Genomic DNA, 25,507 nt, shown 5'->3' with positions numbered 1-25,507 from the left:
TGGTGTGGGTGGTGGGGCTTGTCGCGGCCGGTATGGTCCGCCCGGGACCAGACCCGGCCGGTTTCACCGGTTCGGTGGTGCTGGGGTAGCCGTGTGGCTAGCCGTCAGGGTGGGGCGGGTTGTCGCAGCGGCACCAGCCGGAGCACAGCTGGCAGCGGCACTGGTGACAGCACACGTCGCAGGGCTCGTCGCACAGGCGCCGGTAGTCCCGGAACCACCGCCCGGACACGACATGTAGGCGCCAGCCCTCGGGGGCATGGATCTTGCCGTCGGCGCTGATCCTGCTGGTTTCCTTCGGGTGCCAATGCAGGGGCCGGGGCCCGGCTGCCGAGTCTGCGACCGAGACAGGTGCGGCCCGTGACGCGGCGGGGGCGACCGGCGCCGCGCCGAAACCAGGCGCAGGCAGTCAGGCGGCTGCGGCCGGGGTGTTGGGGGCTAGCCGGAATTTGCGCGGCGACGTGCTGGTCTGCTCGGCGATGCCCTCGCCGACCAGCTTGTCCAGGGCATTGGCCACTGCGCCGGAGGAGCGTGTCAACGCTTTGCCGATCTGTCCGGCGGTGAAGTCCTGTTCGGGGTGTGCGCGCAGGTGTGCCTCGACCAAGGCCCGCAGTGCCCCCTTGCCGAGGCGCTCGGTGGCCTGCTCCTCCGATGCAAGCAATGTCGGCGGCGCCTTGACGATCGCGGGTTCGGTTGTGGCGATCGATGTCTCGTCGTCGGCGGCGTCCGGTTCCGCCGCGGTCGCGGATTCCTCCGCTGCCGTATCCGCCTTGCCGGTGGGGGAAGCGTCTTCGCTGGGTTCGCTCGCGCCTTCGGTGTCGTCCGCGGCGTCGGGATCGGCGGCGACGGGCGCGGGCTCCTCGCTCTCCTCGGGGGTCGCCGTTGCGGAGGCGGGGGCATCGGGGCACGGCTCGCTGATCTCCGCTGCGCTGGCCACGGCCGGTGCAGGGGCATCAGGCTCCTTCACCGGTGTGGCCGTCGCGTCGTCGGTTCCGGGCTGGTCTATCGCGCAGGCGCTGAACCACTGGTCGGGGCTGCGGCGGGCGCCTTCCTGGATGCCCTTTTCTCGTCGGGCCAGCCCTGCGGCCTCGATAGCGACGAGGTCGTGCTGGGCGGTGGAGCGGCTGATCTCGGCGGCGGTGGCCAGGTCGGCGGCGCTGATCCCGACGACGGAGGACAGCCGGGCTAGCAGCCCCTGCTGCCGGTCGGTCAGCTCCGGCACGTCGGCGGCGGGAGCCAAAGCCTCGCTCGTCGTTGCCGCGGTGGGCTCGGACGGGGTCGTCTTCACGGTCTTCGATGTGGTGGTCTTGCTGTTCTTGGGCATGACGGATCCCCTTGGAAATTGAGTGGGATTCGGATACGTGCATGCCCCGGCCGGGGCGCCGCCGGGCGCTGTGGTCCGCGGCGGCATCTACAGCAAGCTCTATCGACCGGTATGAAGTCAAGCGCCGATCATCGCGGACGACGGCGCGATCGTTCGGGAATAGCCGTTGACCTGCGATGTATGACGGATTCGGCCCGCTGGATTCGGGCCGTGCCGGACCGGGGCGCGCCGCCGGGACCGTGCGGACGGCGTGGGGTCTGGTGTCGTGGGCGGGGCCCGTGCCACCGTGGAAGCGTGGCTCCCGCGTTCCCCGTCGCGGGGGGCCACCGTGACCACGAGTGACATGTGGCCACCGCGAAGCAGCAGCGCATTCGAAGACCAGACCTGTCTCGACGAAGTCCTAGGAAGTGGTTCTGTGAAGCGACCCGCGAGGAGTCCGGAGGACGTCGAATTGGTCGTCGCCGACACCGTCGCCGACCTCTTACGTCAAGCGGATGTCGCTTTCACCTGTGTCCGTTCGGTGCGGCCGGGAGCGGTGCACGTCCAAGTTCGGGCGCTTACACCGCGCGGCCGGCGCCAACGGCAAGCCGCAGTCCTTGCCGCTCTCGACAGCAAGCGCCAGCGAGAATACTGGCACTTGCTGCCGGTTTCCCGTCTGTACCAGCCCCGACATGAGGCAGCGCACCTTAAGCTCGGCCCGGTCCGCTTCCTGCTCGCCGCCCGGCGTCTGGCCCCATCCTTCGCCGCGTGGATCTCGGTCAGCGACGTTGGCCAGGACTGGCAGGACGACCAGGGTCGCACTTGGTATGAGCACATCGCCGATCCAGCGCACCCCGATCACTGCCCGCCCGGCCACCTCTACCTGAGCTGACCTGGTTCCCGACGAGGCAGCGCAAGGCCCGGCGTGTTGACGGCCCTGAACAGCGGGGCGAGTACGGGGCCGGTCTCCGCCCCGCTATGGCGTGCCGATGCGCTCGCGAGGGATGCCGCGCCGCTCGGACAGCAACTCCGCCAAGATCGCGTTGGTGGCTTCTGATGCGCTTTCGCCCAACGGGTCGAGCTTTTGCTCCAGCAGATTTCGGGTGGCGATGATGTCGGCCCGTCGGCCGAGCCGGCCCTGAGTCTTCATGATCTGTCGGTAGACCTCTTCGTTGTCATCGATTTCCCGGGCCCGCTCCCACCACGACAGGGCCTGCTCGTCGTCGCCGGCGTCGGTGGCGAGCTGGGCGAGCAGGGTGGCGGTTGCTAAGGCGTCGCGGCGCACCGCGACCCGCGGTGCGAGCGCCCAGTGCTCGTCCATGCCCTCCAGTAGTTCCCCGCCGTACAGCGATAGTGCCGCCTCGGCTGCGGCTCGGCGCACCTGGGGGTGGTGGGTGCTGGCGGCGAGGGCCCGTAGTTGTTCGAAGTAGGCCAGGTCGACCCCGACGAAGTGCGGGTCTAGCCGGTAGCGGCCCGACGGCCGCGGGACGAACTCTGCGGCGAATCCATGTCGCGGGCCCCGTGCGGCCAGGACGTCGCGCTTGAGGCTGTCTCTGAGGGATTTGAGATCGTTCTTTCGGATGTGTGGCAGCTTGGCGGCGGTGGCATCGGGCCATAGCACGCCCAGTTCCTCAGTGGAGCGGCCGCGGGAGTGGTGCAGCGCCAGCAGTGCCGCCAGCTTCACTGACCCCTTGCGGATGGTGTCTTCTACTGGGCCGGTGAAGGTTGTGATGGTCAGCGGGCCCAGCACCCTGATCTGGGAGACGGTGTCGCGGAAATGTCCCAGAATCTCGTGGATCTGTTTCAACTCTGCGTCAGCGTCGCCGGTAGCCGACTGGGTTTGGCGCGACAGGACAGGCGGCATGCTGCTTGCCATTGGTGTCCGGTCTGCAAGCTTGATCGGCGAGGGTTCGATCGCGGGCGAGTTGTCGGCAGACTTGTGGGGCTCATCCGTCTGCTGCGCGGTGCTGGAGTGGGCTGGCGCGCTGGCGGCATGCGGATCGGCTCGGTGCAGGTCCTGGTGCGGGTCGGCCACGGGCTGCGGCATCTTGAGCGTCGGGTTGGCGGCCAGGGTTGCGACGGCATCAGGGCCAACGTGTTCGTCGCTGTTCTGCTCCGGGGCGGCCGTTGCGAGCGACGAGGTTGTGTCGCCCCTGGGGATCGGCGCATCGTCGTCCTCGTCGATCGGTGCGTCGGCGACGACAACCGGTGCCTCGAGCGGGCCGAGCGGGTTCGGCGGCACGATCTGCGGCCGGCTCTGCCAGGGTGTGGTGACCACGTTCAGCGCCGCGCGCAGTCCGGCCGCCGACAGGTCGAAGGCGTAGACGCCGGCCTCGGGTGTACCGGAGGTGACCTCGCCGTCGGAGTCGATGCGCCAGTTGGCGCCGACTGGGTGCGTGCCGAGCAGCACCGAGGTCAGCCGCAGTGCTTCGGGCTGCTGTAGCAGCGCCGTCGCGTGCGCGTCGAGCTCGCCGCGGGCCACAGCCAGTAGCACCATCGGCTCGGGGTCGTCCAGCAGATCGTCGATCTGCATTAGAGCCTCGAAGTCGGGCACACCGTACTCGGCCAGCGTGGCGGCGCGGCCCGCGGCGTGGTCGGCGAGGTAGGCGACGGCCGCGTTCAGGTCGTCGACGATCCGCAGGTGCCATACATCCTGGCGCAGCCGGTCCACATCGGATTCGGGGACGTCCAGCAGCAGTGCGGCATCCGGGCGCGGGATCAGCAAGACGGAGCCGAACTCATCCGGACTGCGGCTTCCCAACACCGTTGCGGCGATCGCGCGCGCTGCCCCCAGCGCGCCGGGTCCGGTCAGTCCTAGGCCGGGGTACAGCTCGGCCAGATCGGCGCTTCGCCCGTCGCCGGTGACCGCGACCGGAATCCACGTCGGATCGCACTCCTGGACCGTCTCACCGTCGGCGGCTGGTAGGGATACGGCGATCGACTCGACCGCCGGTCCTTCCGCCTGCGCCTGGTCCGTTGACGCGTTCGGCGCCGAGGTCTCAGCATCCAGATCAGCGTCGGACGCCGAGGTCTCGGTCGGCGCGCCGAAGGCGTCCAGCTCGTCGGCCTCGATCAGGTCTTCATGGCCGACCGGGTAGCCGGGGTTCAACGCGATGGTGCGGGCCGGTCGCAGTTCAGATGGCAGCTGCGGGGTAGAAACAGGCGTGGTCTCACCCGGGCGCGGCCAGTACGGGGTGGCCCACAGTGAGCGCAGCGTGTGCCGGCGAGAAGCAGCCTTGCGCAGTGCCAGCAACGTGGAGGCTGCGAGCGCGCCGCCGGCGGCCAGCTCGATCCACAGCCCCGACTGCAGGCCGCCGCCCCTGGTGCGCCCGGCTGACGGCGTGGTCGCGGGGTGATCGTTGCCGGTGGGATGCTCTGGAGCCGCCGGGCCCGACGGCGTGCTGGAAGCAGGAGCGGTCGGTGCCGGGGGAACCGACGACGGTCCATGCGGGGACAGCGTCGTCGGCGCGGCGGGCGCGGGCCGGGCCGGAGCGGTTGCGGCAGGCGCTGTTGGCACCAGCGTCGATGCCGGAGTCGGCCCGGCGGCCACAGACGGTGCGGTGGCGCTGGGGATGGTGATGTCCCAGCCGGGCCGGATCAGGTTCGGGTCAGACAGGCGCTGGCCGTCGCGCTGGATGACGCCGGCGTTCGCCTTGTACAGCGCGGGCCAGTTGTTGCCGTCTCCCAGGTCCTCAGCTGCGATCTTGTACAGGCTATCGCCGGGCACCACATGGTGCACTGCCTCGCGGGTCGGGAGGGCGGTTGCGTTGCGTAGCCCGGCGGCGGTGCTGATGGTTGCCGGGGCGGTGGCGGCGGTCCGGGCTTTGGGGAACTGCGTCGTGGTATCGGCGCGGGCGGGGGCGGCGGAGCGGCCCAGCAGGGCAGTCACGCCGACCGCAGTGATCAGGAACCCGGCCAGTAGCTGTGCTGGTCCCAGGCCCGGCACGTGCGGGGTTGGGATGCGGCGTACGGCGTAGGCGAGTTCGAGCAGGAACGAGAATGCCAGGATCGACCACAGGAACCACAGCACGATGGCGATCGCGTTGAGGTAGAACTGGTCGCCGAGGATCGGCGAGGTCAGGTCGGTTTTGAGCTGGTCCAGGGAGAGCATGTGGTGGGGCAGCGGCCAGCCTGCGAAGCGCACCAGAGCCCACGGCAGGCCGCCAAGCACCGCAGTTCCTAGGGCGAGTGCGAATGTCGCCCGCATGGTGAGGAACACGGCCTTGAACAGCCAGACGATCGCGCGGATCGGGGCGGGGGGTCGGCGTGCCGTCACGGTACTGGCTTTCTGGTTGGGGTCGGTGGTGCGGCGGGATGTTGCGTTCGGTGGCACGGGATCACCCGCCCTGTTCGGCGGTCGCCGTCGCCGAGGCGGTGGATGCCAAAGAACCGATGCCGACGATCGACAGGATCTGGGTGTGCTGGATGTGGGTGACGGTCACGGTGACGCTCGAGCCGTTGACGGCCACGGTGCCGGTGTCGCCGGTGGCGGCCAGGTAGGACTGGGCGGCAGTGACCGCCTTGTCGGGGGCCAGCGTGCCCTGTCCGTTGGCACGGAACGCACCGACATCTAGTGCCTGAGCTCCTGCCCGAGCTGCCTCCTGCGCCTCATCCAGGGCCTTCGATTTCGCCCCTAGCGCCTGCCCGCCGTCCAACACCAAGCCAGCCATCACCAGCAGTGCGCCGGTGATGATGACGACGAACGCTGTGGCGACGCCGTCCTCGCTGCTGCCGGTCGCCGTGGCGCGCGCTCGCACCGCAGTAATCAAGATTTTGATGCGAGTGGTCATGGCGTGGTGCTTCCGGCCGGGCTGCTGCGGAATTGATCGACAACCGATACGGAGGTTGCGGACTGGGTGGAGGCTCCCGGAAGCCGAAGCCCTGCCACATCGGCCAGCCCCACGGTGCAGTCCACGTGCACGCTCACGGTCGATCCCGGCGCCAGGGAGCCCACGGAAGCCTGCACGCTGAAGCTCTGGCACACCACGCCGGCATCGGCCAGGGACTGCGAAGCAGCGGACTGCGCAGCTGATGCCGCAGCGTTCGCGTTCGGGGCCAAGGTCGCGGCGCGCGCTGCGGCGAATGCCGCGTCTTGGACCTTGCTGTGGGCATCGGTCACCCTGCCAAGGGCCACCACGAGCAGGAACAGCAGAATGAAGATCGGGGCCAGCAGCGTCAGCTCGATCGTGGTGGACCCGGCCTCCGGGGCTGCGCGCAGCGCGGCGGCTCGGGCGCGCAGCACGGATTGCAGGCCGGCGGCACGGGGAGCTGTGCTCATCGCCTGTCCTCCTTCGATCGAATAGCGGATTCGTGAACTGACGGGGCTAAGGAACGAAGACCTCGACAGGGGCGGCGGCGTGGGCGTGTATCGAGGGGTGCCAGCCGGGGATGATCGACTCGACCTGGCCAGAGACATCGGCGGTCACCTGTCCGGCGCCACGGGAAACCGAGATGGACTTACCGGTCAGCACTCCCGAGCCCAGTTGGGACAGGATCTGCTCGCCGCGGCTTTGTCCGACAGCTCCGGAGGTGTTCTGCGCCCGGCCTGCGTTCACCGCCTGGGAGGCTGCGGTCTGGGCAACCTGTTCGGCGTGCCAGATGAGCCCAAATTGGATGACTGCCAACACCAGCAACAGCAGTAGCGGCGTGGCGATGACCAGTTCGGTGGTGACCGCGCCGCGTTCGCCGTCTTCACGCAGACGGCGAACGCGACCGGCCAGACCGCGACGCCGCGCCGGCAAAGCCGTACCGACACTTACCTTCGGCATCGCGCCACACCCCTCTCGCTCACTATTTGCCAAAGTCTTGATATATGGGCGTGCGTCACCCGGTCTGTATGGCGTTGGCCTTAGCAGTGACTTTCGCGACGATGATCGCGACGATGGCTATCGCGGCGGCGGCCATCAGTGCGACGACGATGACGTACTCGGTAGTCATGCCGGACTCGGGGTTCTCCCGCATCGCGGCCAGGCGGGCCTTGAGCCCGTCGAACATGGCCTTCAGGGGGGTGAGTTCAGACATTGGTGGCGCCTTTCGTGGTGCGGATGTGCGGTGGTGCCGCGCCGCCAGGCGGCGGCGCGATCCGCCCTGAGCCGAAGCCCAGGAGGGAGTCGAGGTGGGCGGCAGGTTCAGCCCTGGGCAAGAAGGATGAGGCCGTAGCTGGCGAAGCTGATCCAGGGGACCGCCACCGCCAAAACGATGGTGGGCACCGGGCCGCCCCAGTCCAACCGGGCGACCACCGCGTCGAAGATCTGGCCGGCGCGCGTGCGTGAGGTCGGCGCGGCGGCCCTCGAGCGGTTCACTAGGTGCACTGCAACAGCGAAACCCACAGTCACGGCAAGGTAGGCCGCCAGAAGCACCCACGGGGCGAGGCCATGGCGCTCGGTAGCGGTGCCAGCGCCATACAGGAACCCGATGCCACCCAACAACAATCCGGCCGTCCCCAGCCCGGCAGTCAGCTGCTGGTTCTGCTCGTTGGCGTCGTTTTGCGCGAGTTTCTCTATGTTGTGCATCGGAATGGTCCCTCAAGGTGGGTGGGCGTTGTGCTGGTCTGTGTGGGGCACGGTTGCTGTCTGCGGGTCTTTAGGTGACCAGGTACTTCAGGATCCAAGTGATCACACCTGCTATCGCCAGCATCCCAGCGATGTACAAGGCGTCACGCAGTTTCGTCGTCGGCGGTTCTGGCGGGGCGTGAAGGAGCAGGTCGAAGATTTCGTCGTCGCTGGCGCCGCGTGCTTTGGCTGCGGTGTAGGCAGCGTCCATGAGTTTGTCGTTGCGGATGCTGGAGGCCTTTCCCCACACGCCCATCGCTGCGCAGATGACACCGAAACCGGCGACGTAGGCAGCGACCCACCATGGTCGGGCACCGTGGTTTATCGCGTGATAGATGCCGAGGATCGCTGCTGCAGGCCCCAAGACCACCGCACCGATGAGCGAGGCGCGCAGCGCCGAAGGCTTGGGCCAGTTGGTGGGCTTGCCGTCAGTGTCGCCGGTGCCGGCGACGGCATGGTTCGCAGTGGTACTCACGGTCGTCCTCCGGGGCTGTCGTGCTGGCCGAGCCAGCGGCGGACCAGCGGTTTCACAGCGCCCCCAGGGCGTGACAGAGTGCAGGATAGGCAATGAAAACTAAGAACCCTGCGAACATTTGCACGATGGGCAGCGACATCCGCTCGGTGGCCTGCTGGGCGGCGGCGTCGGCATCGGAAAGCGCGTGCGCACGCAGCGCCTGGGCCTTGGCCAACAGCGAGGCCCTCACCTTGGCGCCCTCTGAACCGGCCAGCGCCAGCGAGGCCGCCAACTCGCCCAAGACCGGCACATCCAGCTCGGTACCGAGCTGTCCAAGCGTGACCCACGGCGCGACCCGGGACAGCCGGGCAGCATCTAGGGCCTTGCGGATCGCGGCGAACGACCATCCGTCGCCGACCTGCGCGGCCTGCTCCAGGGCGGCTTCCACACCGGCGCCGCCGGACAGGCCGATCACCGTGAGGTCCAGAAACGACCCGAGAGCGGTCCGGAAGGCGGCGCGCCTCGCGGCGGCCTCGCTGCGCACGTTCAAGTCCGGGACGAAGAACCCGGCTGCCGCCACGGCGATCGAACCCCAGGCCGGGATGGTCCAGGGCAGCACAACACCGGCAGCGGCGAGCGCCACGGTCAACACCGGGAGCAGCAGCAGCCCGGCAAGGGCGGCCACTGCCTTCTCCGCCAGATGACGGCGCGGGGAGCGCTCGAGCACCTGCAGGTCCTTGGCCACCTTGGCGCCGGGCAGGTTCCACGACTGGAGCAGCCCGACCAACGGGGCGCCGACCCGCGCGGCCCAGCCGCCCTCGTCAGCCGCCAAGATCCGCACCGGCGCCGGGGCACGATTCAGCTCTGCCAGGGCTTGGGCGAGAGTCAGCTTGGGCGGGAACAGGCCACGGGCCAGCAAAGTGAGGCCCACGCCGAAACCGGCGCCGGCCAGCAGCATCCACGCCGTCATCCCCGCCCCCGCCCCGAGGCCGTTGAGGCCTCACCATCCAGCCGGGTCAGGAACCGCTCCGGGGCCTTCCCCACACTCATTTTCGACAGCCACATCAGGGCACTGCCGAACAACGCGGCCACCAGCATCAGCACCAGCTGCCCAACCGGGGTGTCATACGGGGCCAGGTAGGAGCGATTCAGCATGATCAGACCGAACGCCATCGCCATCACCACACCGGTGATCATCCGTACCGAGGTGCGGGTGCGGGCCCGGTCGGCGGCGGTCCGCAGCCGAAGCCCAGCCTGGGCGCGGGTGGCCTCGGCCAGCGAGCCCAGGACCTCGGGCAGGTTGCGCGCCTGCTGCCGAGACGCCAACAACAGCGCGGCGATGATCAGGTCAGCGGTCGGGTCGGCCAGGTCCGCGGCGAACCGCCGCAGCGCGTCCTCCAAAGTCCCGCCAGCCCGCAATAGCGCGGCCATCGCTCCGACTTGTTCACGAATCGGCTCCGGTGCTGCGTTTGCGGAGGCCAGGATCGACTGTTCCAGACCAGCGGCGGCCGACAGCGTGTCCCTCAAGAGTTCAGCCCAGGAGGCAATGGCCTCGGTGCGAGCGACTTCGGTCTTGGTCGAGGTGTCCCGCCCCATCAGCTGCGGGGCGAACCACACCACTCCGCCGGCCAACACAGCGGCAGCCGGCCAGCCGGTGAACACCCCGGCCAACAGCGCCGCACCGAACGTGATCAAGGCCCGGCGCACAGTCTTCGGCTCCGATAGCCTCGCCCGCCAGGCATCGAAGACCGGCGAAGTCGAGCCAGGCTCATCGGTAGAGCCGGTCACGCCCCGCACCATCAACACCAGCCCGACCGCGACGGCCAGCCCTGCGAGAATCAGGATACCGATAGCGGTCATGCCGCCCACCCCCGGGCAAACAGCGACTCATCCGCGCCCGCGTCAATCAGCTCCCGAACCGTCTCGGCGCGCCAGCCGAAGGCATGCACCGCGGATCCCGTGGGGCCGGGACGGTAAACCTCATGCGAGGTGATCTGCGCGCCGTCAAAGCCAACGACCTCCCGGATGCCGGTCAGCACCCTCTTCCCGCCGATCTTCGCCACGTGGATTACCACGTCCACTGCGCCAGCAATCAAGAGGTTCGCAGCCTCCATACTCAGGCGCTCCGGAGCCTGGGCGGCGTATGTAGCGAACCGGGTGAACACACCCTCGGTGGAGTTGGCATGGACCGTGGTCATCGAGCCGTCGTTTCCCTGGCTCATCGCCGCCAGCATCGGCAGCACCTCGTCGCCGCGGACCTCGCCCACGATGACCCGGTCCGGGGACATCCGCAGCCCGGCGCGCACACACTGCGCCTGCGTGATCGCACCGACGCCCTCGACATTCCCGGCCCGGCTGACCATCTCAACCACGTTCGGATGCAGATCGGCATCGGCGCCGAGCCGAAGCTCGAGGGTGTCCTCGACAGTAATCAGCCGCTCAAGCGGGCTGATCTCGGCGGCCAGGGCCCGCAGGTTCGTGGTCTTGCCGGCGTTAGTGGACCCGGCGACAACGATGTTCTTCTTCGCTCGAACGCATGCCCCGAGCTGCCCGGCGATCTCACGGGACATCACACCGAGGTCCACCAGGTGCGACAGCGTCATCCCACGGGCGAACCGGTTGCGACGAATCGTCACCGACGGGCGGCGAGTGATCCAGGCGACCGCGTGCATCCGGGACCCGTCCGACAGCTCCAGGTTCAGCTCCGGGCAGCCCCTGTCGAACCGGCGCTCGTCGTTGCCGGTGCGGGCACCGGCCAACCGGATCATGTCGATCATCTCCTCGTCGGAGTTCGCGATCGGCGCGACCCGCTTGCCCTTCTCGTGAATCGTGTCGACGAACACCACGTCACAGCCGTTGGCGTAGATGTTCTCAATGCTCGGATCATCCAGCAGGGGCTGAAAGCCACCCAGGCCGAACAGCACGTTGATCACTGCCTCAGTGATCCGCGCCTCGGCGTCCTGCGGCAGCACATCAATGCCACCGGCGATCGAGTTCCTCGTGTGCTCGGCCAGCCCATCGGCGATCATCGCTCGAGCCCGGACCGCCCGCTCGGCCGTCGGGAGGTTCCGATCCGCGGCCCACGCCGCCAGATCCGCTCCGACCTGCTGACGCAACGAGATGATCAACGCGCGCTCGCGCTGCGCGATGGGGTTCGTCTCAGAGACTGTGGTCATCAGGCGGCATCTTCCAGGTCGGCGGAGGCGTCGGAGACGGACTGCGTTGCGGCGGCGTGCTCGGCGAGCAGGACACGGCCCAGATCGTGGGCGGCCCGGGCCAGCGAGGTCCGGCGCAGCTCGCCGCCACCGGTACCAGACAAGATCGCCGCGGCCTTCGCATCATGCGGAAGCCGGGCGCTGGCCCGGTAAGCCAAGCTGGCCTCGACCTGGTCGGTGGGGTAGCCATCGCCATGCAGCACCAGGTGCAGCCGGGTGCCGGAGGCTTCAGTGCTGGTGACCAGGCCGTCAAGCCGTGCGGCCAGGGCGTGTGCTTCAGCCAGGTCCGGGCGCGCCACCAGCAGCGCCGCATCGGCGAGCCTGACCAGCGTGTGCGCAGGCGAGCCGGGGTCCAGCCGGCCCACATCGACGATCACTGCCAGATCGTCGGCCGCGGCCACCGTCTGCCATAGCGGCGCGGCATCTCGACCAAGCAGCCCGACAGCGCTTCCGGCCTGCTCGGCGCCGGGAGGCCCCGCCACCACGCGCAGCCCTCCGGGCAGCGCCTGGGCATGATCGAGAAGAACCTGTGCATCGTGTTCCCGGCGGGCAGCCGCTGACAGTGACACCAGGCTCGGCTCGCGCTCCAGACCGAACTTTGCAGCCAGGTCGCCGCCCTTCGGATCGGCCTCCACGACCAGGACCTGAGCGTCGCCAGGCCAGAACGCGGCCAAAGCCAGCGCCGTAGTCGTGGCGGCGCCCGACTTGATCGAACCGACGGTTATCAGCATGGTCAGCTCCCCGCCGTGTCAGAACCGAGGACGATCAGCTGGACCTGGCCGGCAGGGATGGAAGCGATCTGGCCAGCCGCGCCGGCTGGCGCCTGCAAGGTCACCGACATCGACCCCGACGAGTCCGAGGCTGCGGTCGTCGACAACACCGTGGCCGTCGGCAGCGAAGGCACTACCACCGGGACTCCTGCGGAGCCGCCCTGCCCGGCAGGCGTGACCAAGGCCACCGCCACTGTCTGGCCTGCCGACAGCTCAGTCGGGAACGCCCCGGCCTTAACCGACACCGCGACCATCGCCTGCCCCGCCGGCAGCGTCGACGAGCCGAGATCAGCACGCGACAACAGCGTCCCGGCCGGCAGGCTCAACGCGGCCGGATGCCCGATCACGGAGCCAGAGTCCGCCAACCGGATCAACGGGACGTTCGCATCCGCGGCGACTTCCACACTACGAACATCACCGACAGTAATAACCTGCCCACTTCTTACCGGGTGCGCGAGCTGCAGCACCGCGACCCGTCCGCCCAGGTGCGAGAACGCGCCAGCGAACGCGAAGGCACCGCCCAACGCCAGCACCGCCCCCGCCCACAAGTAGGGACGAGCTCTCTTTCGCCCGGAACCCGCCACACGCTTCTCGGCAGCATCGAACCCGGCCTCGGCCCCACGCTTGCCCGGACGCGGCATACGCCTCGGCAGACGCGTAGGAGTGGTGGACACAGACATGACGGGACCTCGCAGTGGTGCGGTGAATAGAAGAAGGGTTCGAGAAAGTGCGTCACGCAGCCGTGGCGGGTCGGAGCCCTAGCCGCCGGTAACGAGCGCCTGGCTCTGTAGGACCTGTACCTGCTCTGTCGCGGTCGTCAACATCCCGTTGAACGCCCCCCGCTGGCCCGCCCCGGCCCAGGTAACAGCCCAAGTGATGGTCGCGCGCACGGTAAAGGTGCCTGAACCCGAGGAACGAGAGTAGGTGTGGCCGCAGTCGGGAGACGAAGCCGCAGGGTCACCGCCGGTCGGGAACGGTGTCCCCGGACCCGCGCAGGTCGCCGACGAACCATCGCCGAAATCCCACACCGTCGACACCGGCGTCGCCGTCGCAGTCACCGACTCGCCGGGTACCGACGCCGTCGCGGACACCGGCACGAATTGTGACTTCGGCACATAGGCCCACATCGGAACGTGAACCATCTGCGGAAGACCGGGCCGCGGGCTGGAGGCGATCGTCGGTGTCGGCAGTTGCAGCTTCTTTAGCGCCTCGGCTGCTAACTGTGCAGGCGTCGGCAGGGCCGGAGCTGGCGGCGGGCTGGTGAGCCATACCATCGTCGTCACCGTTGTCGCAGCCTTGCCGTTCTTGATCACCCCGTCCGGGCAGGTCTGCTGGTACCAGCCACCCGCCTCACCGGTGTGCTGGTCGACAGTATCGTCGGCTGGCGGCTGGTAGTTCGGATCCGGTGTCCAGGTGCACGAACCGTTCAACATCGTCTGGGTCGGAGTCGGTGGCGCCTGGCCAGTACCTGCCCCAGAACCCGACGACGAGCTACCAGTCGAGTGACCAGAGGGCGATGAGCCTCCGCTCGAGCTGCTCCCGCCTCCGCCTGGATCTACAACGATCACAGTGCATTGGCCGTTGTTGTGATCGCACACAGTTGTGCCGGTGCCATCAGCACGGGCGACCTGCGGGACACCAACCCCCAACAACACGCACGCAGCGCCGATCGCGCCGCGGCGTATGCCGGTCAGCACGTTCCGACCTTATTGATCGCGAACTGATCGACCTTCCAGACACCATCCTTCTCCACGACCAGTGCTTGCGTCTGGTGGCAACCACCTGGAACGTCGTTGAAGAGATGGCCATCGGTTGTGTAGAGCAGCCAATTGGCATCGTTCATATGGTCGTTCACGACGACCTGGGTTGGGTTCGCGGCTGGTACGAGCTGGCCGATGGTCGGATTCAGGGCTGGCGCGCCTTTCGAGACGGCCCCCTTCGTCTTATTAACATACATTGCGCCCGTCACGTACGACAGCGCCTGGCCCGACATGTGGTGCGCGAGTGCGGGGTCCTGGTAGTTCGACGTCGCTGCGGCGGCTACCCAGTCCGCGTAGGCGGCACGATAGGCGGATAGCGCGTCCTGAGTCGCCTTCGCGGCCAACGTCGACGTTGGGCTGGGAGCCGAACTCGTGCCGCTGGTCGATCCTGTGGGCGTCGATGTCGTTGCCGCTGAGGTCGATGTGCTCGACGTCGCGGGTGTGGATCCCGTCGACGTCTTGTCGCTTGAGCTGCCGCAGCCGGCAACCGACACGATTGCTCCGGCGCCGAACAGCGCCACCGCGCTTCGGACCCGAACGCGCCCAGCGCGTCGACGCATCCCCCGCGCGCGGCGCGGCTGATCTTCGTCAGAATTCATGATCTTCCCCGTACGATGAGCAGGCGACTATGACCGGTTTGTGCTGAGTATCGCTTAGACCGCGATGATGGTCATGGATGTCGCTAGGCCCAAATAGTAAGCATGTGCGTGGCGGCGTGGTCCAGACCGCGCAAATAACATCTCGGCAACGGCCGTGACTGTGCATGCACTATGACAACTAGTTACCTTCATTGAAGGGTTGCGGCTATGCCACCACTCCACGCCGACCCGATTGCCCTGGTCGCAGGCGGTCTGACTGGCTGTGGTGCCGGGCTTCTCGGCGCTCGCGAGGCCTTCCGCGCATCTGGCCGCGCCGCAGCGTCGCGCACATGGCGCCGCGTCCCGCCTGTGGTCGGAACGGTCGCCGGAGTCGCGATCGCGGCCAGGTTCGGTTTGGGTGTAGAGCTTGCCGCCTACCTGCTGCTTGTCGTCGCTGCCATCCTGCTGTCCACTATCGACCTGGCCACCTATACGATGCCCGACCGAATCATGGCTCCAGCCGCCTGCGCGGCCGTCTTCCTACTGGCTGTAGCTGCCTTCAGCGCCGATTCCGCCGTCCCGTGGTGGCGCGCAGTCGCAGCTGGTGCGGCATCCTTTGTCGGCTACCTGATCTTGGCTCTGGTCACCGGGCAGCTGGGGCTCGGCGACTGTAAGGCCGCTGCTGTGTGCGGTGCCTTCCTGGGATTTCAATCCTGGCGGCAGGTGGCACTCGGTCCAGTCGCCGCGTTCGTGCTGGCGGGCATCGTCGCGGCGACACGCGCTGCATGGCGTAGCGGCCGGTCGCGGCATCACAGGCTCGCCTTTGGGCCCTATCTTTTCGGTGGCGCGGTTCTTGTGATCGTCCTGGCAGGACACTAACTGTATGTCTCGCGATCGTCTCCGAGGCCCAGCGTCTCGGCATAGGCCGCAAGGCCGTCGTTCGGGACGTGACCTCCTTCGCCGCCGCGCTCTACCGCAGCGGGCTGCTCCGTCCAGGCGTTCGGTAGCCCGCGCGTTCTGCGCGCTCTTAGCAGGCGGCGTTCAGCAGCCGATACCGTTCGACTGCGAGCTCTGATATCCAGGTCAGGCCACCATGTACACACTCCGAAACACACAGAGCAGGAGGTCTACCGGTGAGGCTGCTGTCGTGGAACATCAAGGCTGCGGAGAGCCCGGGCTCCCGGCACGTCCCGAACCTGGAGAGGATCGCCGCGGTAATCGACGAACAGCGTCCCGACATCGTGTGCCTACAGGAGACGGCCCTGGGCAGCGACGACGGCGCTGACTCGTTCCGGACGCTGCGCAAGCTGCTGGGCATGGACGGGCGGCTGCAGAGTGGACAGCGGACCGAGTCCCGCGCCACTGCCGTGCTGTGGCGGTCGGACACGGCAGGGCTGCGCCAACAGGCGACGCACTACACCGGGTTCTACCACTCGGCTGCGATCGTTGCGCTGAACGTTACCGGTCTGTCCACGCCGCTGACAGTCGCCAGCATCCACCTGCACCCGCACTCGGCCGACGCCCGCGTCATCGAAGCGTCGGTGTTCCACATGAAGGCCGATAAAGGCCAGCTCACCGTCTTGGCCGGTGACTTCAACGGGCTCGGGGCGCACGATCCGGAGCCGTCGTGGGCTGACACGCGTCCGGGGAACAGAGCGTCCCGCTGTCTCCCGGCTCCGCTGGGAACGCCGGTGGAAGACCTGCGCGGTGACCGCCGCGTGGCCTGGAATCTCGCCACCGCCGGCTACACCGACGCCTGTCTCGGCCCGGAGTATGAGAAGACGGCGAGCCATATCCGGGTGGACTGGGCGCTGCTGTCGCAGGCGCTGGCCCCGGCGCTGACCGGGTACCGGGTCGCCGAGCACAGCGACTTGTCCGACCATAAGCCGATCGTCGTCGACCTGGAGCTGTTACTGATCGGCTGAGCGGGGATCCGGGCCGGTCTTGGCCAGGTCCGTCCAGTCCTGCAGGAAGTGGGCCTCCTGCGCGTAGACGCGGTGTGCGCTCGGGAGGTTGGGGTAGCCGTCGCGCCTGCTCCGCCAAGACGATCATACCGTTGGTCTGCTCGGCGACGAGCCTCCGGCCGGTGGAAACCCCTCGCGGTGGCGTGCTGGGCCACCAGGTGCCTCCTTTTGCGTCGCCTCAGCTCCTAGGCGCAGCGCTTCGCCTGCCGGGCTTCGGAGCTCCCGGAGTCCGGTCTTGGCTAGCGGTCGGTGTCGTCTCCGTGCTTCTCCGCCTCCTGCTGCCGAAGCTCCTCCAGCCTGGCGCGAGCGGCGGCAAGACTTGTCCTGGACGCGTTGATTTTCGCTGCGTCAGCGTCGCGCCGCTTGTGGATGTCCCTGGCGAAGGCAGTCAGCGGGCCGCGTTGGTCGTAGCCTGCGTTGATCAGCCCGTCGAGCCATTCCAGGGCCAGCTCAAGAGCGGCGTACTCGCCTGGCAGCAAAGACAGGTGGATCGGCGCCCCCGGCGGGTCCGCGGCTATCGTCGTTGCCAGGCGCCGATCGAAGTGCCGGTTCCGCTCTCGTGTGAACGACTCCCGGTACGAGTCTGACGTGCGCGTGTACGGCTTCAACCGATCCAGCAGTTCCGGCTCCAGGCATCCCGGGCTGCGGTAGAAGGGGCGCTCCAGACTGCCGGCGGAGTCCGGATTGACCTGTAGCGTGGTCGCGAATATTGCCACGCGGTCGGGGTCGGGGACCAAGCCGTGCCCCAGCCAGCGACGTTCCATGGGCTTTTTGTGTGATTCCCGCTGGAAGTACCAGCCCGACGCCTCGTTCCAGCCCAGCGTGCACTCTCGCGCTCCGAGGCCGCTGTTGAAGTCGTTAGGGAAGAACATCCAGGCTTCACCATCTTCCCGCCCGTCTCCGATGTCCTCCGGGGGCCCGAGGATGAGGTCCACCACCGGTAGCCCGTCAGCCAACGCATGCCTGGCCACAGCCACGGCGTAGTTGCCGACGTAGCGATCGAATTCCTTGAGTTCTTCGTTGCTCGGCTCGGCAACAGCATCCGGGGTGACCATGACGTCAGAATACTGATTCTCGAGACGCCCGTTTGCTGTTCGAAATGATCAGCTCGCTAGGGACGGCCAGGCTGGCTGATGCCCAATCGCTCCCGGCTCCAGATCCTTCGCTCGGCTGGATCTGCACGGACGGGGACCCCGGCGCACGCGGGCTGAACTCTCTTACTGAGGCACGATCTCCCACCCTGCCGCTCGCATGAGCTGGGCCAGTTCGCCGCCGGCCCACGGCAATGGGACGAACTGGCGGTACCCGTCGAGGAACGGCTTCAGATCGCCGCTGTTGAGGTAGATGCGCGTCAGGTCGATACGGAGACGACGCCCGTCTGGCATCAGCCTTCGGCCCTGGACCTCGGACCACGCGTTTTCGTCGTCCCATAACTGGATGGTGTCGAAGCTGCCAGGCGGAAACGGGGTGTCGATCACGCGTTCCCAGAGGCTACCGATCATGGCGGACGGGGGATCGACGGCCCCGTCCCAGACCCCGACCCGCAAAATGATCTCAGGCATTTGCCATCTCCTCGACGAGACACGGAGCCGCTTCGGACCAGAACTCATGATGCACTGGAGCATGCAGGTATGTCTGCGACTGCCGAACCAGGCCGAGGCCCCGCTGGAGATCTGCCAGGACCGCAACGCCGACGCCCTGAGCCCGAGACGCCCGGTGAGGACGCTGCGTTGCCAGTTCCGAACCGCCTCTGCCGTGGCCGCCTGGGCAGGATCTCCGCCGAGCCGACCTCCGAGACTCCCGATCGAAGAGCGGCGGTGACTCATCCAACTCACTTCCACCACGGACTCGCGATACTTGAATACGCGAGCTCACCAGTCAACTTATGAACGCTCACTGACACGGAGGGGTGGTGGAGGCGTGGTCGTCCTGTTCCAGGATCAGCTTCTCGGCGTCGGTGTAGGGGCGGTTGACGGCGGCGCATAGAGCTGTAAACCATTGTGCCGGATCGAGTGCTATCGACCGCTTTTGCTCGTGCGACCAGTAGCTCAGGGTCCCACCCTGAAGCCGGATCGCCCGGGCTGCGGACGGGGGAGTCAACGTGGCGATCAGTTTTCCGGATGCGTTGTCCCAGATTTGAGCTCCTGTATTGGAAAGCGTGCTGAGCGCCACGATCTTGTGATCGGGAGTGAATCCGAGGAGCCCTTCGTCGAGGTAGCCGGTCGGAATCGCCTGTCCGATTTGCCGGTCGCGCTCGATATCCCACACGGTCACGTTGGCGGAGGTCACAACGGCCATATTCTCACCGGCGGGGTCGAACTGCACCGCGTTCTGAGACTGCGGCAGGGTATGGATGGTCTCGATGATGCGGCGCTGATCGAGGTCCCACAGGTCGACCGAACCGTTGGGGTCGGCCACGGCGATCTGCTGTGGATGACCAGGTCGGACGGTGACCGACGTGTACGCCAGCAAAGCCGCCAGGTACTCCGACGTGACATCGGCGTGGAGCGGGAGCGGCGCGCCGACCGCGCGGCCAGTATCGAGATTCCAGCGACTGAACACTCCAGCGTGCAAGACCACCACCGAGGTGTTGTCGACGGCCACAACTGACCCCGCCCATGCCTGCCAGTCGGAGGGCCGTGGTCCAATCCCATTCGGCATTGGCAAATCGATGGTGCCTTGCACGGTCAGGGTTGGCGCGGCAGGGGTCGGCACGGTGTAGACGACAAGCGAATCGCCTTCTAGGGCCAACAGACGCTTGCCGTCGGGGGTAAACGCCCACCAGGTGTTCTGGACAAGCAGGGGCCCAAATACGGGAGGAGCGGGGGTACTCGTGATGACGGAATTCGATTTCGCATCGACGACTTCGATGCGGCTAGTGGTCGTGTTGTAGTCAACGGCGGTCGCGCCGTCTGGACTCACATTGTCGACGAATTCGTAGTCGGTATTCTGGTCGGTGAAGAATCGGGTATCGGCCCCAGTCAGCATGCTCGGGCCGCTTGCGTGAACGCGGTAGAGCACATCCTGGTCGGCGATCAGCGCCATCGGGGAACCGTGGCCCGCGCCGGAGTACATGACGATGTTGGTGTCCGTTGCTTCTCCGTCAGCACAACCGGTCTCAGGTGCGGCAAGTTGATAGACCACGCCGGACCGCAGATCGACTGCGCTCAGGTAGGAGTTGGATGAACCGGAGTCACCGGCGCCGACGTTGTCCTGACAAAACAGGCCATAATCCTCGGCTGCACCCACGTACAGATCATGGAGACCGCTGCACAGCGAAACCGGGATGGACCGCTGTTCGATGCCTGTGCCCAGGTCGATGACATGGACACGATTGTCCGCTCGCGAGCAGCGGGCAAGCACTGCGCCGTTCTCTGCCACGATGTCCGCTGCCTTGTCCGATGGCTTGTCGTCAGGTCTGGGTATTGACCGGACCAGTTGCCCGCTGGTCAGGTTGTAGACGTTGGTGGTGCTGTTGGTTGATAGCACGACGGTCCCGGGATCGGTTCCAAAGAACGGATGGGCTTCCTGAAGATCGGGCGCGATCGCGTTCGCCGTGGGAATCAATGTGTGGTGTGACATATCCCAGACAGCAGTTTCAGGGGCCTGTCCTTCGAGGTCGAGCCGACGAACAAGCCGGGTGCTGTCCTGGGAGAATGCCATCCACAGCTTGGTGAAGGTGGTCGACGCGGTGTCCGGCTGATTGGTGGCGAGTTCGATCGGGGCGCTGCGATGCTCGACGTCCCACAACCACAACCCGCCCTCGACGTCGGCTTCGACCAGCGTCTGGCCGTTGGGGCTGATGAAGAACTGTGAACCGCGGGGCGCGTGCGGTGCGGCGGGCGGGGTCCAAGACTGCGGATGATCGCCGGCAAAACCGGTCCACACGACGGGCGCTTGATCAGCGTGCTGCACGATGGCGACGTTGCCGTCCTGGCTGGCGGCGATTCCGTCGATGGTTCCCGGCCGCAGGTTTTCGAAAACCTTGTCCACCGTTTGCAGTGCCGCGTACTGGGTGAACAGCGCGCCATACGCTTCAGCCGTGTGGTCTTCGTGCCAGGCAGCCTGCGCCAGCTGCAACGATATCGCGGGGTCGATCGACCGGAATCGGTTGGAGTCATTGGCAAGCGCACGCGAAGCGGCGGTGCGCAGACGGGCTTGTGCCACCCCGGTCTGGTTCACCGCAATCACAGCGAAACTTGCTGCTGCCAGAGCTAATGCTGAGATCACTGCGATGACGGTCCGCAGCACCCGGATACGGCGGCGATCCCGTGCAACACTGCCCTGGACGTATGTTCTTTCGGTGGGGGTGAGGTCGCCGGGGCGTTCGGCTGCCCACTTCGCTGCGGTGGCCATGGCTGTACCGCGCAGCAGGCCACTGGGCTCGTGGTTGGCGGCCTCCCACTGCGACAGGCTCGAGCGCAGTTGTTCCTGCCATGCGCGGAATTCTCGTTGCTGCTCAAGTAGATCGCGCAGGGTGGGCCATTGCTGCACCAATGCCTGATGGGCCAAGTCGACGATTTCGGTGCCATCGGAAGCCCGGCTCACGACAACCAGTCTGCTCGCGACTAGGCGATCCAGCACAGGGCGCAGGCCCGGGTCCAGCCTGGATAGTCGGACTGGCTGCCGCTGGAAGCTGCCGTCCGGCTCTGGCCTGGCCAACTGCACCAGAAGCCGTTGCGCCGCATGGTGCTGGGTCTCGTCGATGGTGTTGAGGTAGACGTGCTCGGCGTATTGCGCCAGTGCGCCGGGCACGCGGCCTAGGTCCTCGTACGCCTGATGGGTCAGCATTCCGGCGCGGCGCTGGGACCACAGCCGATCGAGCGTGAACTCGACCAGCGGCAGGGAGCCGGGCTCGTTGCCTGCGTCGTCCAAGATGCGATCCACCAGTCCCGGCTGGAAATCCACATCGGCAACGGTGATTGCTTCACGGAGCTGATCACGGCCCATCGGCGGCACGAGAAAGACTCCACGTTGGAGCATGTCGGCCGTCTCATCGGTGACAACCGCATCCAGTGAGCCAGATCGCAGGGTCACGATCGCGACCAACGTCGGGGAGCCGTTGGCCCGACGCGGCGCGCTGCGGGTCATTTCGGACAACAGCGCTATCAGCGCTCGTGCATTGTCGCCCGGCATCTCCTCGACCTGGTCGGCGAACAGCAACAGCCCGCCTGTGGCCTGCTCGGAAAGCCTGCCGGCAAGCCATGGCAGCGTCTTGTTACGCGACGAGACCATTTCATCGGCAAGGCGTTGTGCGTCGGCGTGTCTGCCGACCTCGCTGACGTCCGGCTCGAGAATTGGCATGAGGGCGACGGCGAGGAGGTCCTCCGGCCGGGCTCCCGGCGTAGGGCGGAAGTCGGCGACCTGCATGCCGCGTTGCCGCAGCCGAGGGATCACCCCGGCCCGTACCAGCGAAGACTTCCCGCATCCTGATGGCCCGGCGGCCACCACGAGCGGCCTCGTCGTGACCAATTCGTCCAGTCGCTCGACCACGGCGTCCCGGCCTTGGAACAAATCGGCGTGTTCCTCAAGGAAGGGATCCAACCCGCGGTACGGACAGATCTCAGCCGGATCCGCCGTGGCGATCTCCGGGTGCAATTCCACCAGCGTCGCCGTAGGGAGCAGATATCCCGTTGTGCCCGAGCCGCGCTCCGCGGCGACGACCATCCCGACGACCCCGCCAGCGGCTGGGCTCCACACGGGAGTGCCGCTGAAACCCGGGCCGATCGACCGCCGCGCTGGCTCAGACTCGACCTGCAGCCACCCGGCGGCCTGCCTGGCCCGAAGTTCAGCCTCGACCCAAACCCCATAGTCCTCGGGCAAGTCCGCGGGAAACCCGATAACCCTGACCGCGTCGCCCCATCGCGCGTCCGTCATTGTCAGCCGGGCCGGACGCGCCCCCTCCGGAGCCGGTGTGGTCAGCCGAAGCACCGCCGTGTCGCCGCTGCCATCGGGACGCGTCTGACACCAGCCGACGATATCTGCCTCACGCGACGCACCGATGCCATTGGCGAGCAGCGGAAAATCGACCACGACCCGGCCGATTGGTCGATCGCCGTCGGAATCGGACTGGCCGAGCGCGATCGTCACCACATGTGCACACGTCAGCACCAAATCCGACGCTACAAGAAACCCCACCCCTGCAACGGGTCCGGATCGGAAGCGAATCCGGGCAACCGCCCAGGCAGGAACCTCGTCTGACACGCCACCACCTCGACGGGAAACGCTCACGTACATCACCGCTATCTGCTTGCGCGTCAGGAGGAACAAGGGCTCTGGTAGATCAAAAAGCCCACCGCAACCAGATCACCGGCCGCGGAGAACATGCCCAAAGTGGCCGCTTACAACGATGGCCGTCCGAACACCGCCATAGGCGTTCGCGGCGCAATCACGGAGCAGCCGTCGTAGCCGCGGGACCGTTCTCGGGCTTGGACCATTTGAGGGTCACTTTAAAATTTGCCGCTGCCGCGCTGGTCGCGACGACCATCTTTGCGTCGGCCGACAGTGAGAGCCCGAACTCAAGCTCGATCTCGTCAGGGGTGTTGGCCATGTCGGCGAACTCCTCGACAAAGCTGTCGGCTACGGGGCGGATCGCGCCGAGCATCTGCCCGAGCGACTGCGCGGCGCGGGCCACGACCTGGCCGGGACGAGAGACCTTGACCAGTCCTTCCGGTGTGTGCTCGATCTCCACGCCGACCACCTGCGGCAGGCCGTCCAGCCCGTCCACTGGGAGCTCTACCAGGTATTTCATCTCGTCCCCTATCCACTCGCCCACTCACGACCCTAGGAAGCCGCATCACAGGACACTGCGAAGATCTCGGAACCTTTACCGCATCGAGAGCTTCGGAACCTTTCGAAACGGGACTTCCCACTCCGGTGCTACTGGCCTGGCGGGTGCGGTCGGACTGCACGCCTTCCATTGCGTCGATCGCCCGTCCCCTGTCCTCGATGCGCCGGGACCTGGCTCGGTTCAAAGGCCGCGGCGTGCGGGCCGCCGCCGAACTGGACGACCGCGCGCTGACGATTTTGCACGCGGCGTGAGGTCAGCACGGATCGATCGTCGCGGTGGTGCGCGCAGGCAGCGGGCGGATGTTGTCGGATTGTTCGAGGCCGGGCCGTCGCAGCCTTTCGATCTCGTCGTGCTGAGCTGCTAGCCGGGAGATCGCGGTGGTCTTGAACGCCGTGAACTCGGCGATGGTCTCGTCGCGATCGGCGATCCGGCGACGCAGGCCGGCGTTCTCGGCCTTGAGTCGCTGGATCTGTGCCGCGCGGGGGTCCACGACGGCGCCAGCGGCTATGAGCGAGGCAAGCTGCTGCTCGAACTTGGCGGCCAGGTGCTGGTAGGGGCCGGGTCTGGCGGTGCCGTCGCGGTTCTTCTTCGGGTAGAACCCAGTGCGCGGGACGCCGGCCTGCTCGGCCAGGGACTTCAGGCCGCACTTGGCGCCGGGGGGCAGGTCGCCGGACAGCAGCCGGTCCATCGCGGCGCGGATCGCCTGCTCGTTGCGGGTCTTGTCCTCAGCGCTGAGCCGGGCCGTCGACTGGATCCTGCTATCCGAGGCGCTGGCCGGCACCCGGCGCGGGTTCGGCACAGGCGAGGACGCCACCACCGGTACGCGGGAGCAAACCTCCGACCATCGGCCGATCTGCTGCTCGCTGGACCTGGGCAGACTTGCCGACACGCAGCGTTGACGGCGCCGTACCCGCGGTGATCCTATATCAGGACACTCTCACGGGGACGAAAGGGGCACGGCCATGCACGGCATTGACGAGGAGTTTCTGCGGGGCCTCAACGAACCGGGCGTGATGGATCGCATGGCCCGGATGCACGGTTGGGCGCTGCGCGGCGTGCTGGCGATGGTCGACGACGACGCGCCGGCCCTCGCGCAGGTCATTGCCGATATCAAGGCATTTGACGCCGAGGCCGATCAGCTGCCCGGGGGCGTGAACCGGTGGATGTTCGTCGGGATGCGGGTGAGCGACCTGGGTAAGGAGCTGCAGCGGATGGCCCAGGACTCCGGCGTCTACGTCCCCCTGGAGTCGGCCGTGCCCGGCACTGTGGCGATCCTGGAGCGTCTGGCCCCGCCGGATCGCCGCGAGGCCGCGGTCGAGTTGGTGCTGCACCAGGAGCGCATCGCAGCCCAGGGGGGCAGGACAGCGGAGTTGGTGCTGTTCCAGATGGCACTGACCGCCTGGCTCGCCCGGATCCCCGGCTTGGCGCCGGTTCTGGAGGTGCTTCGGTTGGAGCTACGCAGCCGGATCGCCGACGTAGAGGGGGAGGCCGCCGGCATCCCCAGAGCCGAGCGGATCACGAGGATCAGCGATGCCGACGCCTTCGACTTCCTGGAATGGCTCTTTGACGGCCCTGGCATCGCCGACGTCATGTCCCGGGATCCGGCCGACTGGAGCGCGGCAGAGCATCAAGTGATCTCGATCGTGAAGCAACACCTGCTGGAGACGCCGGTTCCGGAGTCCACCACCCCGGAGCAGAAGAAGGCGATGTTGGCAAGGCTCATCCAAATCTTCCAGGCTGCCGTCGGCACGCCCGTCGCGACCGCATCGCCCGTCGATACCCGCACCACTGGACGACCGCGGCCGTCGGCACGCAATACCAAGCGGCGACCTGGAGACAAGAAGCGCAAACGCCGCTAGCGCGACTCGCATCGAGCCCGAACCTGTCTGAGCGGGTACGGCACCGGTGCGCGCCGCGAGGGAGCGGCTGATCGCTTTCGTCGAGAGCTCGCAATATCGTCTCCGCGCCGGGCGCTCTGTCCGCCCGAGCGAGCCCGATGATCTGAATGTCACTACGCCCCGGGACCCGCGGCGCCCGCCGGCGCGGGGCCGGGGCCCGGGGGGGCCCCACCAATGGAACACCCCCGGGGGGGGAGGGGTCGGAGGGGGGGGCGGCGGGACAGGGG

At 67.3% G+C, this 25,507-nt stretch carries 24 protein-coding genes; 4 read left to right on the top strand and 20 right to left on the bottom strand.

The genetic code is table 11. The features are described from left to right. Positions 1-406: 406 nt before the first annotated feature. Positions 407-1,321, bottom strand: a complete 915-nt coding sequence (locus tag ABH935_RS34760; RefSeq protein WP_370382200.1) for a hypothetical protein — start codon at positions 1,319-1,321, stop codon at positions 407-409. A gap of 451 nt (positions 1,322-1,772) precedes the next feature. Here ABH935_RS34760 and ABH935_RS34755 point away from each other — a divergent pair, with 451 nt between their 5' ends. After that, positions 1,773-2,192 carry a hypothetical protein gene (locus ABH935_RS34755; protein WP_370382199.1) on the top strand — a complete coding sequence of 140 codons (420 nt, stop codon included), beginning with the start codon at positions 1,773-1,775 and terminating at the stop codon, positions 2,190-2,192. Between the two features lie 84 nt (positions 2,193-2,276). Here the strand turns inward: ABH935_RS34755 and ABH935_RS34750 are convergent, their stop codons facing one another. From ABH935_RS34750 to ABH935_RS34685, 14 genes are all read right to left on the bottom strand, one after another. Continuing rightward, positions 2,277-5,576 (bottom strand): BTAD domain-containing putative transcriptional regulator, encoded by a 3,300-nt coding sequence (locus ABH935_RS34750; protein WP_370382198.1) that lies wholly within the window; start codon positions 5,574-5,576, stop codon positions 2,277-2,279. Between the two features lie 61 nt (positions 5,577-5,637). Further along, positions 5,638-6,090, bottom strand: a complete 453-nt coding sequence (locus ABH935_RS34745; protein ID WP_370382197.1) for a pilus assembly protein TadG-related protein — start codon at positions 6,088-6,090, stop codon at positions 5,638-5,640. After that, on the bottom strand, positions 6,087-6,578 hold the full coding sequence (locus ABH935_RS34740) for a TadE family protein (protein WP_370382196.1): 492 nt from the start codon (positions 6,576-6,578) through the stop codon (positions 6,087-6,089). Before ABH935_RS34740 ends, ABH935_RS34745 begins: the two co-directional genes overlap by 4 nt. Positions 6,579-6,624: 46 nt before the next feature. Then, positions 6,625-7,068: a TadE/TadG family type IV pilus assembly protein gene (locus ABH935_RS34735; RefSeq protein ID WP_370382195.1), complete on the bottom strand. Its 444-nt coding sequence runs from the start codon at positions 7,066-7,068 to the stop codon at positions 6,625-6,627. A gap of 55 nt (positions 7,069-7,123) precedes the next feature. Further along, complete coding sequence (locus ABH935_RS34730; RefSeq protein ID WP_370382194.1) at positions 7,124-7,321, bottom strand: hypothetical protein; 198 nt, start codon at positions 7,319-7,321, stop codon at positions 7,124-7,126. Positions 7,322-7,428: 107 nt separating this feature from the next. After that, entirely contained in the window at positions 7,429-7,812 is a 384-nt protein-coding gene (locus ABH935_RS34725) for a hypothetical protein (RefSeq protein ID WP_370382193.1), read from the bottom strand. A gap of 70 nt (positions 7,813-7,882) precedes the next feature. Next, positions 7,883-8,326, bottom strand: coding sequence for a hypothetical protein (locus tag ABH935_RS34720; RefSeq protein ID WP_370382192.1), 444 nt, complete (start codon positions 8,324-8,326; stop codon positions 7,883-7,885). A 52-nt stretch (positions 8,327-8,378) separates the two neighbouring features. Further along, on the bottom strand, positions 8,379-9,263 hold the full coding sequence (locus tag ABH935_RS34715; protein WP_370382191.1) for a type II secretion system F family protein: 885 nt from the start codon (positions 9,261-9,263) through the stop codon (positions 8,379-8,381). An 8-nt stretch (positions 9,264-9,271) separates the two neighbouring features. Next, positions 9,272-10,165: a type II secretion system F family protein gene (locus ABH935_RS34710; RefSeq protein WP_370382190.1), complete on the bottom strand. Its 894-nt coding sequence runs from the start codon at positions 10,163-10,165 to the stop codon at positions 9,272-9,274. Next, positions 10,162-11,481, bottom strand: coding sequence for a CpaF family protein (locus tag ABH935_RS34705; protein ID WP_370382189.1), 1,320 nt, complete (start codon positions 11,479-11,481; stop codon positions 10,162-10,164). Before ABH935_RS34705 ends, ABH935_RS34710 begins: the two co-directional genes overlap by 4 nt. Further along, complete coding sequence (locus tag ABH935_RS34700) at positions 11,481-12,251, bottom strand: MinD/ParA family protein (RefSeq protein WP_370382188.1); 771 nt, start codon at positions 12,249-12,251, stop codon at positions 11,481-11,483. Before ABH935_RS34700 ends, ABH935_RS34705 begins: the two co-directional genes overlap by 1 nt. A gap of 2 nt (positions 12,252-12,253) precedes the next feature. Then, positions 12,254-12,931 carry an SAF domain-containing protein gene (locus tag ABH935_RS34695; RefSeq protein WP_370382187.1) on the bottom strand — a complete coding sequence of 226 codons (678 nt, stop codon included), beginning with the start codon at positions 12,929-12,931 and terminating at the stop codon, positions 12,254-12,256. Positions 12,932-13,048: 117 nt separating this feature from the next. Continuing rightward, entirely contained in the window at positions 13,049-13,723 is a 675-nt protein-coding gene (locus ABH935_RS34690) for a hypothetical protein (RefSeq protein WP_370382186.1), read from the bottom strand. A gap of 257 nt (positions 13,724-13,980) precedes the next feature. Beyond that, entirely contained in the window at positions 13,981-14,649 is a 669-nt protein-coding gene (locus ABH935_RS34685; RefSeq protein ID WP_370382185.1) for a hypothetical protein, read from the bottom strand. A 348-nt stretch (positions 14,650-14,997) separates the two neighbouring features. Here ABH935_RS34685 and ABH935_RS34680 point away from each other — a divergent pair, with 348 nt between their 5' ends. Together ABH935_RS34680 and ABH935_RS34675 are read left to right on the top strand one after the other, a co-directional pair. Further along, the gene (locus tag ABH935_RS34680; protein WP_370382184.1) at positions 14,998-15,507 is read left to right on the top strand and encodes a prepilin peptidase; all 510 of its coding nucleotides are present in this window, start codon (positions 14,998-15,000) and stop codon (positions 15,505-15,507) included. Positions 15,508-15,761: 254 nt separating this feature from the next. After that, positions 15,762-16,553: an endonuclease/exonuclease/phosphatase family protein gene (locus ABH935_RS34675; protein WP_370382183.1), complete on the top strand. Its 792-nt coding sequence runs from the start codon at positions 15,762-15,764 to the stop codon at positions 16,551-16,553. A 278-nt stretch (positions 16,554-16,831) separates the two neighbouring features. On the opposite strand, the gene ABH935_RS34670 is transcribed toward ABH935_RS34675, so the two are convergent. The 5 genes from ABH935_RS34670 to ABH935_RS34650 form a co-directional block, all read right to left on the bottom strand. After that, complete coding sequence (locus ABH935_RS34670; RefSeq protein WP_370382182.1) at positions 16,832-17,647, bottom strand: DUF6292 family protein; 816 nt, start codon at positions 17,645-17,647, stop codon at positions 16,832-16,834. Between the two features lie 162 nt (positions 17,648-17,809). Beyond that, complete coding sequence (locus tag ABH935_RS34665; protein WP_370382181.1) at positions 17,810-18,154, bottom strand: hypothetical protein; 345 nt, start codon at positions 18,152-18,154, stop codon at positions 17,810-17,812. 331 nt (positions 18,155-18,485) lie between these two features. After that, the gene (locus ABH935_RS34660; RefSeq protein WP_370382320.1) at positions 18,486-22,829 is read right to left on the bottom strand and encodes a trypsin-like peptidase domain-containing protein; all 4,344 of its coding nucleotides are present in this window, start codon (positions 22,827-22,829) and stop codon (positions 18,486-18,488) included. Positions 22,830-22,980: 151 nt separating this feature from the next. After that, positions 22,981-23,367, bottom strand: a complete 387-nt coding sequence (locus ABH935_RS34655; RefSeq protein ID WP_370382180.1) for a CU044_2847 family protein — start codon at positions 23,365-23,367, stop codon at positions 22,981-22,983. A 268-nt stretch (positions 23,368-23,635) separates the two neighbouring features. Continuing rightward, a complete protein-coding gene (locus ABH935_RS34650) occupies positions 23,636-24,196 on the bottom strand; it encodes a hypothetical protein (RefSeq protein ID WP_370382179.1) in 561 nt (186 codons plus the stop codon). A gap of 148 nt (positions 24,197-24,344) precedes the next feature. Between ABH935_RS34650 and ABH935_RS34645 the strand changes: the two genes are divergently transcribed. Then, positions 24,345-25,241, top strand: a complete 897-nt coding sequence (locus ABH935_RS34645) for a hypothetical protein (protein ID WP_370382178.1) — start codon at positions 24,345-24,347, stop codon at positions 25,239-25,241. Positions 25,242-25,507: the final 266 nt, after the last annotated feature.

The organism is Catenulispora sp. GAS73, assembly GCF_041262085.1.
Taxonomy (GTDB): domain Bacteria; phylum Actinomycetota; class Actinomycetes; order Streptomycetales; family Catenulisporaceae; genus Catenulispora.
The sequence above is the reverse complement of the archived record's forward strand: the minus strand, read 5'-3'. Positions and strand labels throughout refer to the sequence as shown.